This window comes from Providencia sp. PROV130, from assembly GCF_028482225.1.
Classification (GTDB): domain Bacteria; phylum Pseudomonadota; class Gammaproteobacteria; order Enterobacterales; family Enterobacteriaceae; genus Providencia; species Providencia rettgeri.
Map to the genome: position 1 here is coordinate 1 of NZ_JAMPQC010000024.1, position 17,199 is coordinate 17,199.

The 17,199-nt window shown below is 38.9% G+C and carries 11 protein-coding genes; 8 read left to right on the forward strand and 3 right to left on the reverse strand.

From position 1 onward, the window contains the following. Positions 1-480 precede the first annotated feature (480 nt). From metA to aceK, 4 genes are all read left to right on the forward strand, one after another. On the forward strand, positions 481-1,410 hold the full coding sequence (metA, locus tag PSF28_RS16455; protein ID WP_210840517.1) for a homoserine O-acetyltransferase MetA: 930 nt from the start codon (positions 481-483) through the stop codon (positions 1,408-1,410). Positions 1,411-1,775: 365 nt separating this feature from the next. Next, positions 1,776-3,374, forward strand: a complete 1,599-nt coding sequence (aceB, locus tag PSF28_RS16460) for a malate synthase A (RefSeq protein WP_210840174.1) — start codon at positions 1,776-1,778, stop codon at positions 3,372-3,374. 56 nt (positions 3,375-3,430) lie between these two features. Beyond that, complete coding sequence (aceA, locus tag PSF28_RS16465; protein ID WP_140172881.1) at positions 3,431-4,738, forward strand: isocitrate lyase; 1,308 nt, start codon at positions 3,431-3,433, stop codon at positions 4,736-4,738. Positions 4,739-4,865: 127 nt separating this feature from the next. Beyond that, positions 4,866-6,605 (forward strand): bifunctional isocitrate dehydrogenase kinase/phosphatase, encoded by a 1,740-nt coding sequence (gene aceK, locus PSF28_RS16470; protein ID WP_272685369.1) that lies wholly within the window; start codon positions 4,866-4,868, stop codon positions 6,603-6,605. A gap of 61 nt (positions 6,606-6,666) precedes the next feature. Here the strand turns inward: aceK and PSF28_RS16475 are convergent, their stop codons facing one another. Further along, positions 6,667-7,308 (reverse strand): bifunctional 4-hydroxy-2-oxoglutarate aldolase/2-dehydro-3-deoxy-phosphogluconate aldolase, encoded by a 642-nt coding sequence (locus PSF28_RS16475; RefSeq protein WP_272685370.1) that lies wholly within the window; start codon positions 7,306-7,308, stop codon positions 6,667-6,669. Positions 7,309-7,335: 27 nt separating this feature from the next. Then, on the reverse strand, positions 7,336-9,186 hold the full coding sequence (gene edd / locus PSF28_RS16480; protein ID WP_272685371.1) for a phosphogluconate dehydratase: 1,851 nt from the start codon (positions 9,184-9,186) through the stop codon (positions 7,336-7,338). A gap of 313 nt (positions 9,187-9,499) precedes the next feature. On the opposite strand from edd, the gene PSF28_RS16485 reads away from it, so the two are divergent. From PSF28_RS16485 to PSF28_RS16495, 3 genes are all read left to right on the forward strand, one after another. Further along, on the forward strand, positions 9,500-10,291 hold the full coding sequence (locus PSF28_RS16485) for an N-acetylmuramoyl-L-alanine amidase-like domain-containing protein (protein ID WP_272685372.1): 792 nt from the start codon (positions 9,500-9,502) through the stop codon (positions 10,289-10,291). 442 nt (positions 10,292-10,733) lie between these two features. Continuing rightward, complete coding sequence (locus PSF28_RS16490) at positions 10,734-10,991, forward strand: helix-turn-helix domain-containing protein (RefSeq protein WP_238563030.1); 258 nt, start codon at positions 10,734-10,736, stop codon at positions 10,989-10,991. Between the two features lie 526 nt (positions 10,992-11,517). Continuing rightward, positions 11,518-12,405 carry an N-acetylmuramoyl-L-alanine amidase gene (locus PSF28_RS16495; protein ID WP_272685373.1) on the forward strand — a complete coding sequence of 296 codons (888 nt, stop codon included), beginning with the start codon at positions 11,518-11,520 and terminating at the stop codon, positions 12,403-12,405. 75 nt (positions 12,406-12,480) lie between these two features. Here PSF28_RS16495 and iclR read toward each other — a convergent pair whose 3' ends face one another. Then, complete coding sequence (gene iclR / locus PSF28_RS16500; protein ID WP_210838990.1) at positions 12,481-13,311, reverse strand: glyoxylate bypass operon transcriptional repressor IclR; 831 nt, start codon at positions 13,309-13,311, stop codon at positions 12,481-12,483. A 203-nt stretch (positions 13,312-13,514) separates the two neighbouring features. Between iclR and metH the strand changes: the two genes are divergently transcribed. Beyond that, on the forward strand, positions 13,515-17,198 hold the full coding sequence (metH, locus tag PSF28_RS16505; protein WP_210838988.1) for a methionine synthase: 3,684 nt from the start codon (positions 13,515-13,517) through the stop codon (positions 17,196-17,198). Position 17,199 lies beyond the last annotated feature (1 nt).

The following is a 17,199-nucleotide window of genomic DNA, read 5'->3' on the forward strand; positions in this document are numbered from 1 at the left end:
TCAAAGTAGTGAGTAACAACTCACTTCTATTTGGGCTGCAAAGAGGGATGGGGAGTTAAGAGGGGGAGAATTAAATCAAGGAGCTACACCCTTAGCATTCAGGGGAGGAATGCGATTGAGGGATGCAAAGTAGTGAGTAACAACTCTGATTTCATATTTGTAATGGAAATTAAATCATCACCATAACTTGGCCGGTGGTATAGAAGTTAACCTGATAGGCCAATCAAATAACGGTATCTTAGATATAATTTATCGAAAAATTTAAATAGTTTATGGTAAATAAAAATAGCAGTCACTAATACAATATATTGAAAATAAAAAGATTAATGTTTGTATATAATCATTAGGAATAAGCTATAAATTACAGTGCTTGAAATTATTTCATTTAACCTTGAAACGCTCGACAAGACGAATAACATTGGTTAGATTATTTAGCATTCTAGAAGTCTAAACGTATATATGTGTAAAAGGGGATGAATGATGCCAATTCGTTTACCAGACGAGTTACCTGCTGTTAATTTCTTGCGTGAAGAAAATGTTTTTGTCATGACAACGACAAGAGCGAGTCTTCAGGAGATCCGTCCCTTGAAAGTGCTGATTCTGAACTTGATGCCTAAAAAAATAGAAACGGAGAATCAGTTTCTTAGGCTTTTATCAAACACGCCTTTGCAAGTTGATATCCAATTATTGCGTATCGATCAGAGAGAGTCTAAAAACACCCCTACTGAGCATTTGAATAATTTTTATTGTGATTTTGAAGATATTAAAGATCAAAACTTTGATGGGTTGATTGTAACTGGTGCACCGCTTGGGCTAGTTGAATTTACTGATGTGTGCTATTGGGAGCAGATTGAAAAAGTTATCGAATGGGCAAAAAAGCATGTTACTTCAACGCTTTTCGTGTGTTGGGCTGTACAAGCTGCTTTAAAGGTATTGTATGACTTACCAAAATGGACCAGAGAAGAAAAATTATCAGGGATTTATCAGCATGATACGTTAGAACCGTACGCTTTATTGACTAGAGGGTTCGATGGATCATTTTATGCACCTCACTCTCGTTACGCCGATTTTCCTGAAGATCTTATCCGACAGCATACTGATCTAGAGATCTTAGCAAGTTCACAGGAGGCAGGCGCTTATTTATTTGGGTCAAAAGATAAACGCTTAGCATTTGTGACTGGCCATCCTGAATATGATGGTGACACTCTGGCACAAGAATATTGGCGTGACCTAGAGGCTGGAATTTCGCCTGAGATCCCATGTAATTATTTCAAAAATGATGATCCCAACGGCCCTCCGATCGTGAGTTGGCGTAGTCATGGGCACTTGTTGTTCTCAAATTGGCTGAATTATTATGTGTATCAGATCACACCGTTTGATCTTACGAATATGGAACCAACATTAGATTAAAAAAAGAAATATAAATTTAAGAATTACAATTAAATAAGAATTTAAACTGGTTATACCAGTTTAAATCAAGCTTATATAGTAAAAAGTGGAACCATAGTTAGTCTGAAAGCAGCTATTTTTAGCTGCTTTTTTTTGTTTCCAAAGAAAAATTTTAAAAATACAGTTTTCTATAATTAGTTGATTTAACGACTATTTAACATTTAAATATAGTTAAAGGAATAGATAGTCAATTTGTAATTTTGTTAAAAATTCATTTTTATCAATATGATATGATTGTTTTTAAATATAATGGAAATCGTTTTTGATTTATTTATATTTTGATCTTATGCTTAATTCATAGTCAACGATGAATGAGGGTTTGGTCGATGGAGCAGCAATTATCTATATCGGAATTAACATTCACAAAGAATATTAAACAGCTTGATAATCAAGTATTACATACTGATTCCATTGCATTTCTTTCTAGGCTGGTTGAAGAGTTTCTTCCTCATAGAGAAAAACTATTAAAAGATAGAGTGCTCAGACAGCAAAAGATAGACGCAGGTTCTTTGCCTAATTTTATTTCGGAATTTAATTCCATAAAAAAATCAGACTGGAAAATACAAGGTATTCCTAAAGATTTACAAGATCGCCGTGTCGAAATTACGGGGCCGGTTGAACGTAAAATGGTTATTAATGCTTTGAATGCTAATGTAAAAGTATTTATGGCAGATTTTGAAGATTCCCTCTCACCTTCATGGGAAAAATTGATCGATGGACAAATCAATTTAAGGGATGCAGTTCGCGGTGATATTTCTTATACCAATGAAAATGGAAAGGTCTACCAATTAAAATCAGCTCCTGCAGTTTTGATTGCACGTGTTCGTGGTCTTCATTTAGATGAAAAACACGTTTTATTAGGCGACAAACCGATTCCTGGTGGACTATTTGATTTCGCTATTTACTTTTTTAATAACTACCAAGCGTTATTAGAAAAAGGAAGTGGTCCTTATTTTTACATCCCAAAACTTGAGTCTTGGGAGGAAGCTAAATGGTGGAGCGATGTCTTTAGTATGGCAGAGGATCTGGTGGGCATACCTCGGGGAACGATTAAAGCAACCGTACTGATTGAGACATTACCCGCAGTATTCCAAATGGATGAAATCTTGTATCACATGCGTCACCACATCGTGGGGCTAAATTGTGGGCGCTGGGACTACATATTTAGTTATATCAAAACACTGAAAGAGCATGCAGACCGAGTATTGCCTGACCGCCAAGTTGTCACAATGACACAATCATTTTTAAGTGCTTATTCACGCTTATTAATTAAAACATGCCACCGGCGTGGCGCATTTGCGATGGGGGGAATGTCTGCTTTTATACCGAGCAAAGATCCTCAAGAAAATGAAACTATTTTAGCGAAAGTAAAAGCAGACAAAGAATTAGAAGCGAAGAATGGGCACGATGGTTCTTGGGTTGCGCACCCAGGTTTAGCAGATACCGTTATGAACGTGTTTGATCAAGCACTTGCTGGGCACCAAAACCAGCTACATGTATCTCGTGATTTAGATGAAGAAATTACTGCTAATCAGCTGTTAGAGCCTTGTGAGGGCGAGCGAACCGAAGTAGGGATGCGGGCTAACATTCGTGTTGCTGTGCAATATATTGAATCATGGATTTCAGGGAATGGCTGTGTACCTATCTATGGTTTGATGGAAGATGCTGCGACAGCAGAAATTTCACGTACTTCAATTTGGCAATGGATCCGCCACGGTAAAACATTGTCCACCGGTGAAAAAGTCACTAAGGCATTATTTGAAGAAATGCTGGATGAAGAGTTACAGGTTATCCAAAAAGAACTTGGTGATAAGCGTTTTCAAAGCGGCCGCTTTCGTGAGGCTGCGGAATTAATGAGGCGCATTACAACGCAGGATGAACTTATAGAATTCCTAACTATCCCTGGATACCAATTATTAGATTAAGCATAGTAAATAGAAAATTCGATAAACCCTACATATTCTTATAAAGGAATTGGATCATGACAACATCGCGCTTAGAACAAATTGCCCAATTAGAAAGTGAATGGAAAAAACCACGTTGGAAAGGTATTACTCGCCCATATACTGCGGAAGAAGTAGTGAAATTACGTGGTTCTGTGAATATCGAACACTCTTTAGCACGCAAAGGTGCAGAACGCTTTTGGGAGCAATTACATGGCGGTTCAAAGAAAGGTTATGTAAATGCACTGGGAGCTTTAACGGGTGGGCAAGCGCTACAACAAGCGAAAGCAGGTATTGAAGCTATTTATTTATCAGGTTGGCAGGTAGCCGCGGATGCAAATACTTCATCAAGTATGTATCCAGACCAATCACTTTACCCTGTTGATTCAGTGCCATCGGTAGTTAAGAAAATTAATAATACTTTCCGTCGTGCAGACCAAATTCAGTGGGCGAATGGTATTGGCCCTGACAACAAAGAGTATATTGATTATTTTTTACCTATTATCGCGGATGCGGAAGCTGGGTTTGGTGGGGTATTAAATGCCTTCGAACTCATGAAAAATATGATAGAGGCAGGGGCTGCGGCTGTCCATTTTGAAGATCAATTAGCCGCGGTTAAGAAGTGTGGTCATATGGGTGGGAAAGTCCTTGTACCTACTCAAGAAGCTATTCAGAAGCTGGTTGCTGCTCGTTTAGCGGCGGATGTTTCAGGTGTACCAACTATTTTGGTTGCTAGAACGGATGCCGATGCAGCAGATCTCCTAACATCTGACTGCGATGCTTATGATGCGGCTTTTGTTACTGGAGAACGCACCTCTGAAGGTTTTTTCCGTACCAAAGCAGGAATTGAGCAAGCGATTAGCCGCGGGCTAGCTTATGCACCATATGCAGATCTTGTTTGGTGTGAAACGTCAAAACCTGACCTTGAAGCAGCAAGGCAGTTCGCTGAGGCTATTCATGCTAAATTTCCTGGTAAATTGTTAGCTTACAACTGCTCTCCATCATTTAATTGGAAAAAGAATTTAGATGACAGCACGATCGCGCGTTTCCAGGATGAACTTTCAGCAATGGGCTATCGCTTCCAATTCATTACGCTGGCAGGTATTCACAGTATGTGGTTCAACATGTTTGATTTAGCCCACTCCTATGCACAAGGTGAAGGCATGAAGCATTATGTTGAAAAAGTTCAAGAATGCGAATTTGCTGCAATTAATAAGGGTTATACCTTCTCTTCGCATCAGCAAGAGGTGGGAACAGGTTATTTTGATAAAGTGACAACCGTTATTCAAGGTGGTACTTCATCAGTGACGGCTTTAACTGGGTCGACTGAAGAAGAGCAATTCTAGTCAGATTATTTTCCTTTTGATCGGTGTTTCTGGTGTCTTTGTTGGTTAGCTATATCTGTTAATTTTTCAGGCACGTTTAGTGCCTGTTTTTTATTCAAAATGAGTCTGTATTCTAATAGGGGTGGTTATGATATTGACGACAGAACAGATAATAGCTCAGACTATTTTACAGGGGTTTGATGCTCAATATGGTCGTTTCCTTGAAATAACCTCAGGTGCACAAGAAAGGTTTGAACAGGCAGATTGGCATGCAATTCAGCATGCAATGAAAAGGCGAATTCAACTGTATGACCACCATGTTGGGTTAGTTGTCGCTCAGCTACAGTTTATGGGGTTAGTTCAATCTTTAACGCCAGATAAACTGGCACAGATAAAAAATGTTTATAAAACCTTATTACCGGATTACCCAAGGTTTGAAATTGCGGAAAGCTTTTTTAATTCAGTTTACTGCCGGCTATTTCAGCATCGGGAGCTGACACAAGATAACCTATTTATTTTTACGTCTCAGCCTGCGAGACGCTTTTCTATTGCTCCTAGGCCTCTAGCTCGAGAATACGTTGTTAATAATAATTTAGGTGAGTTATTGTTTGCAATATTAAGTGGATTGCCACTAAGGCTAAAATGGCGGGATTTGAATTTAGATATTCATTGTATTATCAATGTATTAAAAACAAAATTTCCCAATATTGAAAGCCAGAAAGTCAGCTTTCATATCGCAAATGAGCTATTTTATCGTAATAAGGCCGCTTGGCTGATTGGTAAAATTTATATTAATGATGAGGTTTATCCATTCTTACTTCCTATTCATCATGATGATTTCCAGAACATTTATATCGATACGTGTTTAACCGAGTTTGATGAAGTCAGTATTGTGTTTGGTTTCGCTCGTTCCTATTTTATGGTGTATGCCCCTTTTCCTGCAGCACTGGTTTTTTGGTTGAGGGAGATCTTACCCAGTAAATCAATTGCTGAATTATATATGGCAATTGGCTGTCAAAAGCATGGAAAAACAGAGTACTACAGAGAATACCTCGCCTATATTAATTTTTCACGAGAGCAATTTACGGTTGCACCAGGTGTGAAAGGAATGGTGATGCTGGTCTTTACATCGCCTTCTTTCGATCGGGTTTTTAAAATTATTAAGGACCAATTTGCACCACAAAAACAGGTAACACGAGAGCGGGTTTTAGAATGCTATCGTTTGGTTAAAGAGCACGATAGAGTTGGTCGTATGGCTGACACCCAAGAGTTTGAAAATTTTGTGATTAGTAAATCCTCTATCAGCGATGAACTAATGACGGAGTTATTGAAAGAGACTCCATCTCAAATTGAAGATTTAGGTGATAACATATTGATTCGTCATCTGTATATGGAAAGAAAGATGATCCCATTGAATATCTATATGGATAATGCCTCTGATACACAATTGCATAATGCATTAAATGAATATGGCTGGGCGATTAAGCAATTAGCGGCTGCAAATATTTTTCCTGGAGATATGTTATTTAAAAACTTTGGGGTAACACGTCATGGCCGTGTTGTTTTCTATGATTATGATGAAATCTGTTATATGACTGAAGTGAATTTTCGTAAAATTCCTGAGCCATTATACCCTGAGCAAGAGTTGTCTAGTGAGCCATGGTATAGCATTGGTGAGCAAGATGTTTTTCCTGAAGAGTTTGCCTCTTTTATTTGTCAAAATGAGAAAATTCGTCATTACTTGCAACAATATCATGCAGATTTATTTTCAGCAGATTATTGGCAAAAGTTACAAAATAGGATTTTAGCGGGGCATGTAGAAGATGTTTATGCCTACCGAGAAGAATTACGTTTTTGTCATAACTTCAATGAGGTTGTATCATTATAATAGTATTCATTAAAGGCAGCTAAAAACGACCCAGCAAGGGACTGAGTCGTTTTTCGAGGCGTTATTTTTTTACGCCTTGTACAGCCTCTTGTGCAAGTTGGGTGATTTTTTCGTAATTACCTGAATTCAAAGCTTCTTCAGGAACTAACCAAGAGCCGCCAATGCACAGAACACTATCTAGTTCTAAATAGCTAAGGTAATTAGCGAGTGATATTCCACCCGTTGGGCAAAATTTGACTTGTGAGAAAGGGCCGGCAATAGCTTTTAGCGCCTTAACGCCACCGTTGGCTTCCGCTGGGAAAAATTTAAATTCTTTCAAACCATACTGCATGCCAAGCATAAGTTCAGAAACAGTTGAAATGCCAGGGATTAAAGGAATATTTCCTTTGGTAGCGGCATTGAGTAATTCATCCGTCAAGCCGGGGCTAATTGCGAATTGTGCTCCAGCTTCAGTGACTTCAGAGAGTTGTTTTGCATTAATAACAGTACCCGCGCCAATAATCGCTTCTGGTACTTCTTTGGCAATGAGGCGAATAGCATCAATAGCACATTCGGTACGTAAAGTGACTTCTAAAACTTTAATGCCACCTTTGACTAGTGCTTTTGCAAGAGGAACCGCTTGTTCTAATTTTTTGATAACAATAACAGGGACAACAGGGCCTTGTTTTAATACGCTTTCAGCGGTCATTTTCCAATTATTCATTTTCTATTCCTATTCAATGAAAATAGATTAAAAATCAATGCTACAAGCGCCTTCTTCGGCACCTGATAAGTGTTTTCTTAATGCACCGAAAAGCTCTCTTCCACAGCCACTACGTTCAGCAGTTAAATCAGCTTCAAAGGGTTGGCGTTTATTGAGTTCTTCTTCATCAACCAGTAATTGTAATTCTCCAGTCAATGCATTTACCCTAATGATATCGCCATTTTTTACTTTTGCTAACAGTCCGCCATTATAAGCTTCAGGTGTGACATGAATTGCGGATGGTACTTTGCCGGATGCACCGGATAAGCGGCCATCAGTGACTAGCGCGACCTTGTAGCCTTTATCCATAAGGACACCAAGAGGTGGCATTAGCTTATGAAGCTCAGGCATACCATTCGCAGATGGGCCTTGGAAGCGGACAACGATGATACAATCTTTATTGAGTTCGCCAGCTTCAAAGTGTGCTGCGATCTCATTTTGGTTGCTAAATACGACTGCTGGAGCTTCAATGATTTGATTTTCTTCAGGAACTGCTGATGTTTTCATCACGGCGCGTCCTAAATTCCCTGAGAGTAATTTTGTACCGCCATGAGGTGAGAAAGGGCGGTCTATTTCAGCAATAACTTCAGGATTGAATGAGGTTTTAGGGCCTTCTCTCCATTCTAATTGACCATTATTTAGCCATGGTTCCATAGTATAACGTGCTAGTCCAAACCCTGAGACGGTGTGGACATCATTATGCAATAAACCTTTTTGCAATAGCTGGTGGATAAGCAAAGCGACGCCACCTGCGGCTTGGAATTGGTTGATATCCGCTTGGCCATTAGGATAGATACGGCAAATAAGTGGAACAATGGCAGAAATATCGGAGAAATCATCCCAATTGATAATGATCCCAGCCGCTCTAGCTATAGCCACAAGATGCATAGTTAAGTTAGTTGAGCCGCCCGTTGCAAGTAATGCGACGATGCCGTTGACAATCACTTTTTCGTTAACCAGTTGACCGATAGGTAAGTACTGACCTGATTGTTCAGTTAAACGCGTAATTTGTCGTGCGGCAGCTTCTGTTAATGCATCTCGTAGTGGAGAATCAGGTGGTACAAATGATGCGCCGGGTAGATGTAATCCCATCACTTCCATCATCATTTGATTTGAGTTGGCAGTACCATAAAAAGTACAAGTGCCGATACCATGATAAGACGCAGCTTCCGCTTCTAATAAGGCGAGTTTATCAACTTTGCCTTCAGCATACAGCTGGCGAATGCGAACCTTTTCTTTATTTGGTAAACCCGTTGCCATTGGGCCTGCTGGGACAAATATCGCAGGAAGGTGGCCAAATGAAAGTGCGCCAAGCATTAAACCTGGAACAATTTTGTCGCAAATACCTAAATAGAGCGCACCATCAAACATATTATGGGATAAGCCAATGGCAGTTGACATTGCAATGACATCTCGACTTAGCATCGATAGCTCCATCCCATCTTGACCTTGTGTTACACCATCGCACATTGCGGGAACACCTGCAGCGACTTGGCCAATTGAGCCTGTTTCTAATAATGCTTTTTTGAGTTGTTCTGGGTACTTGTCATAGGGACGATGCGCTGAAAGCATATCATTGTAGGAATTGATGATAGCAATATCAGAGCGAGTCATACTTTTAAGAATTTGTTTTTCTTCGTTTTGGCATGCTGCAAAGCCATGGGCAAGGTTACCACAAGCGAGTGATGCTCGATGGACGGTCATACTACGAGCTTGTTCTATTTTTTTGAGATAAGCAGCTCGAGTTCTCACTGAACGAGAGATGATACGTTGAGTGATGCGATCAAGTTCTTTATTGATCACCGAAGGATTTGTCTCTTTAGAGGTGGTCACGCTCATGATAATTGCTCCATAGTGCAGTAAAAAGATGAATCAAACTGCAAGTCAATTTGGGTTATGCCTATCGTTATTTACTCGAGTACTATAGCACTAATGTTACCGGTAACATTGTTAAATGAAAGCGAAGGCGTTGCAATATAGAAAATGAATATTCGAAGCTATCTGTGATCTGAATCAAATTTATAATATGGTATGGACAGGGTAGGAAATAGACAAATAAGCATGCTATAGTGGCTTGTTTGGTGATTTTATCATCAAAATTCAATTAGATAATTGTCGAAGATTAGGTTGTATTAATGAGAAGAACGGTGGAATGTTAAGGTTAGCTATAGCTGCATTTATATTGTTATTAGCAAATTTTGTTAGGGCTGAGGTTGTTTTAGCTTCGGGGTCATATAACATTTTAACTGAGGTTTTTAATGGGCAAGCGGCAATCCAATTACACAATGCCTCACAAGCAGAAAAAATTGATGCATTGACACAATACTTTTTAACCACACCTTACAATAAACAAACATTGAATATGAGCCCACTTTTAGCCGAAGAATTAGTGATTAATTTGAAAGAGATGGACTGTATGACATTCATAGAGTACACCGAAGCGTTTAAGCGTTCAAAAAATTACGAACAGTTTGTATTAAACTTAACCAATATTCGGTATATCAACCAAAATATTACCTTTAAGCATCGTCGGCATTTTTTTTCTGATTGGGCGCAAGAACCTGAAGCTATTGTGGTAGATATTACTAACGAACTAAGTTCACATGCCATTAAAGTCAATAAACAACTTAATTTAAAATATCATGATCAGCGATATATATCGGGTTTACCTATAAAGGATAGAGTAATAAACTATATTCCAGTTAAATATATAGATGATGATTTAGTGTCAAGATTAAGAACGGGGGATTACATTGGTATTTATTCAGAAAATCATGGGTTAGATGTGAGCCATGTAGGGGTTGTAATACGTAAAGAGAATAAAACAATATTTAGAAATGCTTCTTCACTGCGTAGAAGTTTTCAGGTTATTGATATCGAACTGAATAGTTATTTAAAAGGGAAGGCAGGGATTGTTGTTTTTAGGCCTAAATCAGATTATTAATCTGGTTATTATGGGAATTATAATAATAAAATAAATTATTAGCCTGTTTTTTTGATTTAAAAAATGAGCAAATCCAATATTTATGTCTGTATAAAATTAACACATAAAATGAAAAATAATTAATAATAAAAAACATACAATTATTTTGATTGGTTACTAATTATTGCTAGTAACATTTAAAATGTAAAAGTATATTAAATTATCGATTTGATCAAAAAAAATATAGAGTGATGATTTTTTTATAAAAATAAAAAAACTATTGTAAAGCAATAGATTGCTTTATGCATATTATGCAGGTCTTTTTTTTTGTATATAAAAATGATGTTTGCCTATCAATCTTGTGACATTTGATTGCTCATAACTATTTTAAATAGTTATGATTAATTTTATAATGAATAAGACTAGCTAAATTATTTTTCTTATTTAAATTTAGGAGATGGTTATGCATATAGCTAAAAAGAAAAATGTTTATGCATTATTAGGTAATCATTTACGTAAGGCTAGAGTAAGTAAGGGATTGTCAGGAAATGAGTTAGGTTCAATTATTCATTTGAGTCAACAGCAGGTATCACGGTATGAATTAGGTGTTAATAAGTTGAGCTTAGATAAACTAATTGAAATTGTCATTTTTTTAGATATTGATATTAATGAAGTTACTAAAATAATTGCTAAGCAGGTTGAGTATGAAAAAATGAGCTAGCAGTAAACTAAGTAAGATTATTTTTTTATTTCTCTTTATAAAATTTTATGAATTACCTTATTCTTTATAGAAATCTCCAGTATAAGAAAATAGTTTATAACTTATACGTTACAGAGAACTAAACGATTAATTTTACATAGTAGCTGGAAAATTATTTTTTATGATAAGTACTTAAAATTGAAAATAATTTAAAATCTAGCTTCTAGAAATAAAAATAATCAATTCAATTTATCTTTATTTTAATGGTCGATGAATTTGTTGGTACTCATAATGATAACTTTTCTAGTACTTACTTCTGTTTTTGTGATATCTCCTACTTTTTAATGCAAAAGGAACTTTCTACGGAGTAATGAAACCTTTTTTGTTTCTAATATGAACTGAAAAGGTTTTAACACTATGTATTTTAACATTTATTTTATTGTTTTATCTATATTATTAGGTTTTTGGTGTATGAAAATTGATAGTATTGTTGACCACGGAATGCTTAAATATAGCTTAATTAATAGTAGAGTAAGGTTATGGTTCGATGTTCAAATATATAGGGATATTATTTACCTTTTTACTACTAGGCTGTTCGGCCTCGAACAAGGGTTACTATCTCGATAACCGTTACCCATCAAAAAATAGTAGTCAACGTATTCAATATGTCATTATTCACTACACCGTTTCTGATGATGCGCATTCTATAGTCACATTAACGCAAGGTAAGGTGAGCTCCCATTACCTCATTCCAAGTGTACCTGAAACTAAAAATGGCCGGCCTGTTGTATTACAACTCGTTCCTGAGTCATTAAAATCATGGCATGCAGGTGAAAGTTATTGGCTACAGCATAATGGTTTGAATGATACTTCTATTGGGATTGAAATCGTCAATGCTGGATTACAAAAAGATGTAAAAGGAAAACGATATTGGGCTCCTTATAATGAAGCGCAAATTACTGCACTGATCCCTCTCCTCCAAGATATTATGAAGCGCTATAGCATTCCCCCAGAAAATATTATTGGTCACAGTGATATCGCACCACTGCGCAAGCAAGATCCAGGTAAAGCATTTCCATGGCAACGTCTTGCTCAACATGGTATAGGGGCTTGGCCAGATCCTAAAACCGTGACTAAATTTTTGGCGGGGCGTAATGCTAATGAGCCTGCAAGCGTGTTACACATTCAAAAAGCACTTCATTTTTACGGCTATTCAACAATTCCTCTATCAGGTAAGTTAGATTCACAGACGAAAAAAACATTACGTGCTTTCCAACTGCATTTCCGGCCGAGAGATATTGAAGGACAAGCGGATGCTGAAACAGAGGCTATCGCGTTGGCACTCATTGAAAAGTACCGTGATATGCAAAAATTTAAGTTATTTGAAAAGACCTCGCTGTTGCCTAATGTATCAACAAACCAGCAAGGTGATTAGAGGGCAGTAAAAGCTCTGTAAGGTTAAGCTAAAGTGAAATACAGGTTGCTTTGTATTTCACTTTTCACCGCTAAGCTAGCGGTTTGCACCATATTCATGGCTTATTTCTTTTGCGGCCTTGATTACCATGGCGCCTAATTCAGTAATACGGTCATCCGTGATACGTGATAATGGGCCTGAAATAGAAATAGCTGCAAACGCTTCTTTGTGCTCATCATAAATACAAGCCCCAATACAGCGTAGCCCTAAAGCATGCTCTTCATCATCATAAGAAAAACCTTGTTTTTTAGCTTGTTGTAAATTCTCTTTTAAGGCGGATGGGTTAGTTAATGTATAAGGCGTATAAGCATGTAAACCTTTACGGCTTAAAAGTGGAATCAGTTTGTCTTCTGTTAAATTAGCAATAAACGCTTTGCCTGCACCCGAAGCGTGTAATGGCAGTTTTCCACCGATCGGTGCTGACATTCTCATTAGCGCATTGCATTGTACTTGGTCAACAATGACGGCATCGTACTCTGTATGGTCTAGGATAGCTAAATTGACGGTTTCCCCAGATTCATCCATTAAGCGACGCAGTATCGGGTGAACGAGGGCTAACAAATTACGACTCTCTAAGAAGCTACTACCAATGATAAAGGCATGAGAAGCAATAACCCATAGGCCTAAATCGCCGGTTTGGCGAACAAATCCATGTTGTTCCAACGTCATTAATAGGCGATGTGTTGTTGAGTTTGGTAAGCCAGCTTGCATCGCAAGGTCAGTGAGGGCGATTCCCCCTGTTGATTCGGAGATATATTCCAACAGTGTTAATCCACGACTTAATGATTGAACTTGTCCTGCTGCAGCTGCGCCACTTGCCGGCCCTTTTGCTTTTTTAAGTTTCTTAGTAATTGGTGCCGTTGCCATTAAGTCTCTCCTGACTGTCATTTAGCTTCTATTATGAACTATTTCACTTGAAAATACTCATCGGATCAGTGAAAAGTGTGCTCTTGTGCAACCTTGAAAAACTCTCATCATAACAGCGAATTTTCACGAGAAAAGTTGTGATAGGATGTTAAAGGTAAAAATTTGACTTATTTCTCAGTGTTCCATTTCAGGAGGGCAGTGCAGTGTCCGCAAAAGTTAATCAATTAGAACAAGAATTAAAAAAACGTATATTGGTATTAGATGGCGCTATGGGAACAATGATCCAACAACATAAGTTGTCGGAAGCCCAGTTTCGCGGAGAGCGATTTGCGGATTGGCCGAGTGATTTAAAGGGAAATAATGATCTATTAGTCTTAACTCAACCAGATATTATTCGAGATATTCATTCTCAATACTTTGAAGCTGGAGCGGATATTGTTGAAACCAATACTTTTAACTCAACATCCATTGCGATGGCTGATTATAAAATGGAATCTCTTTCCGCTGAAATTAATGAAGTTGCTGCACGTCTTGCCCGTGAATGTGCTGACGAGTGGACACGTAAAACGCCAGAGCAACCGCGTTATGTTGCTGGAGTCTTAGGCCCGACAAACCGTACCGCTTCTATTTCTCCGGATGTTAATGATCCCGCTTATCGCAATATCACCTTTGATCAACTCGTTGAAGCTTACCGAGAATCTACCCGATCTTTAGTCAAAGGTGGGGTAGATCTGATCATGATCGAAACCATTTTTGACACATTAAATGCGAAGGCAGCGATCTTTGCGGTAGAAACCGAATTGGAAGCTTTGGGCGTATCTCTACCGATTATGATCTCGGGGACGATCACGGATGCCTCAGGTCGAACGTTATCAGGGCAAACAACAGAAGCATTTTATAATTCATTGCGCCATGCACAGCCGATATCATTTGGCTTGAATTGTGCATTAGGTCCTGATGAGTTACGCCAGTATATTGCTGAATTATCAAGAATTGCTGAATGTTATGTCAGTGCGCACCCCAATGCAGGGCTACCCAATGCGTTTGGTGAGTATGACCTTGATGCGCAAAATATGGCCGAACAAATTCATGAATGGGCAACCGCAGGGTTCTTAAATATTGTTGGTGGATGTTGTGGAACAACGCCATTACATATCAAAAAAATGGCAGATGCAGTAAAAGGCATCACTCCACGCCAATTACCGTCACTGCCTGTTGAATGCCGCTTATCTGGTTTAGAACCGCTAAATATTGGCAAAAAATCATTATTTGTGAACGTTGGGGAAAGAACCAACGTGACAGGCTCAGCAAAATTTAAGCGGCTGATTAAAGAAGAAAATTACCAAGAAGCCTTAGATGTGGCACGTCAGCAAGTTGAAAATGGTGCTCAAATCATCGACATCAATATGGATGAAGGAATGTTGGACTCCCATGCGGCGATGGTACGTTTCTTGAATCTCATTGCTGGCGAGCCAGATATTGCACGTGTACCGATTATGATTGACTCCTCAAAGTGGGAGGTCATCGAGGCGGGGCTTAAGTGCATACAAGGTAAGGGGATCGTCAATTCAATCTCAATGAAAGAGGGAGTTGAGGCATTTATTGAGCACGCTAAACTGTTACGCAAATACGGTGCTGCAGTGGTCGTCATGGCATTTGATGAAGTTGGCCAAGCAGATACACGTGAGCGGAAAATTGAAATTTGTCGTCGTGCTTATCAGATCCTGACCGAAGAGGTCGGCTTCCCTCCTGAAGATATTATTTTTGACCCAAATATTTTTGCCGTAGCCACAGGAATTGAAGAGCATAATAACTATGCAGTTGATTTTATTGAGGTCTGTAAGGATATCAAGGCTCAGTTACCTCATGCGATGATTTCTGGTGGGGTTTCCAACGTCTCTTTTTCATTTAGAGGGAACGACCCTGTACGCGAAGCGATTCATGCTGTTTTCTTGTACTACGCCATTCGTAATGGAATGGATATGGGGATCGTTAATGCGGGGCAGCTCGCTATCTATGATGACTTACCTTCTGAATTAAAAGGCGCTGTTGAAGATGTGATTTTAAATCGTCGTGATGACAGTACGGAACGCTTGCTTGAACTGGCGGAAAAATACCGTGGAGCAGGAGCCGGAGAGCAGCAAGTTCAACAAGCGGAATGGCGTAGTTGGGAAGTTGAAAAGCGCCTTGAATATGCACTAGTGAAAGGGATTACTGAATTTATTATTGAAGATACTGAAGAGACTCGTCAACGTGCTTCTAGCCCAATCGAAGTGATTGAAGGCCCCTTGATGAACGGTATGAATGTGGTTGGAGACTTGTTTGGGGAAGGCAAAATGTTCTTACCTCAAGTGGTGAAATCCGCCCGTGTAATGAAACAAGCAGTAGCCTATTTAGAGCCTTATATTCAAGAGCTTAAACAATCAGGTAGCAGTGCAGGAAAAATCTTACTCGCTACGGTAAAAGGCGATGTCCATGATATTGGTAAAAATATTGTTGGCGTTGTTTTACAGTGTAATAACTATGAAATCATTGATTTAGGCGTGATGGTTCCATGTGAAACTATTCTAAAAACAGCGCGTGAAGAAAACGTCGATATTATTGGGTTATCTGGTTTGATTACACCATCTCTTGATGAAATGGTGCATGTCGCTAAAGAGATGGAAAGACAAGGGTTTACCTTACCATTACTGATTGGTGGGGCGACGACATCAAAAGCACATACTGCCGTGAAAATTGAGCCAAATTACAGTGGGCCAACAACTTACGTGCAAAATGCTTCTCGAACAGTGGGGGTTGTCTCGGCGTTATTGTCAGCAACACAAAAAGCAGATTTTGTTGCGCGTACGCGCCGTGAATATGACACTGTGCGCTTACAGCATGGCCGAAGAAGGCCAAAAACACCCCCAGTGGCACTGGATGTGGCACGTGCGAATGCGGTAAATATTGATTGGCAAAGCTATCAACCACCTGTACCAAAATTTCTGGGTATTCAAAAAGTCACAGCATCTATTTCAACGCTGAGAGACTATATTGATTGGACACCATTTTTTATGACTTGGTCGCTGGCGGGGAAATACCCGCGGATCTTAGAAGATGAAGTGGTTGGTTCTGAAGCGCGTAAACTATTGAAAGATGCTAATAATATGTTAGATAAGCTTGATAAAGAAAGCTTACTAACACCAAAAGGTATTTTTGGTTTATTCCCTGCAAACCGAGTTGGCGATGATGTGGAAATTTATACCGATGAGTCAAGAAGCCATGTACAAGTGATGGGGTTGAATTTACGCCAACAAACCTTAAAAACTGAGTTTCCAAACTATTGTTTATCTGACTTTGTCGCGCCAAAAGATAGTGGTAAAGCCGATTATATTGGGGCTTTCGCAGTGACAGGGGGCTTAGAAGAAGACGCGCTTGCTGATGAATATGAACAACAGCATGATGATTATAATAAAATTATGGTTAAAGCGCTGGCGGATAGGCTAGCGGAGGCATTTGCTGAATATCTACACCAACAAGTCCGCAAGCAATATTGGGGTTATGCAGCTGATGAAAACTTGAGTAATGAAGAGCTTATTCGTGAAAATTACCAAGGTATCCGCCCTGCACCGGGGTATCCGGCTTGTCCTGAGCACACAGAAAAGGCCAAAATTTGGCAGTTATTGGATGTGGAAACGCAAATCGGCATGAAACTCACCAGTTCCTATGCGATGTGGCCAGGTGCTGCGGTATCAGGCTGGTATTTTAGCCATCCCGAAAGTAAATATTTTGCGGTAGCTCAGCTACAAAAAGACCAAATTGAGGATTATGCAGAACGTAAAGGGATGTCGGTAACGGAGTTGGAGCGTTGGTTAGCACCAAACTTAGCTTATGACCCTGAAGATTAAA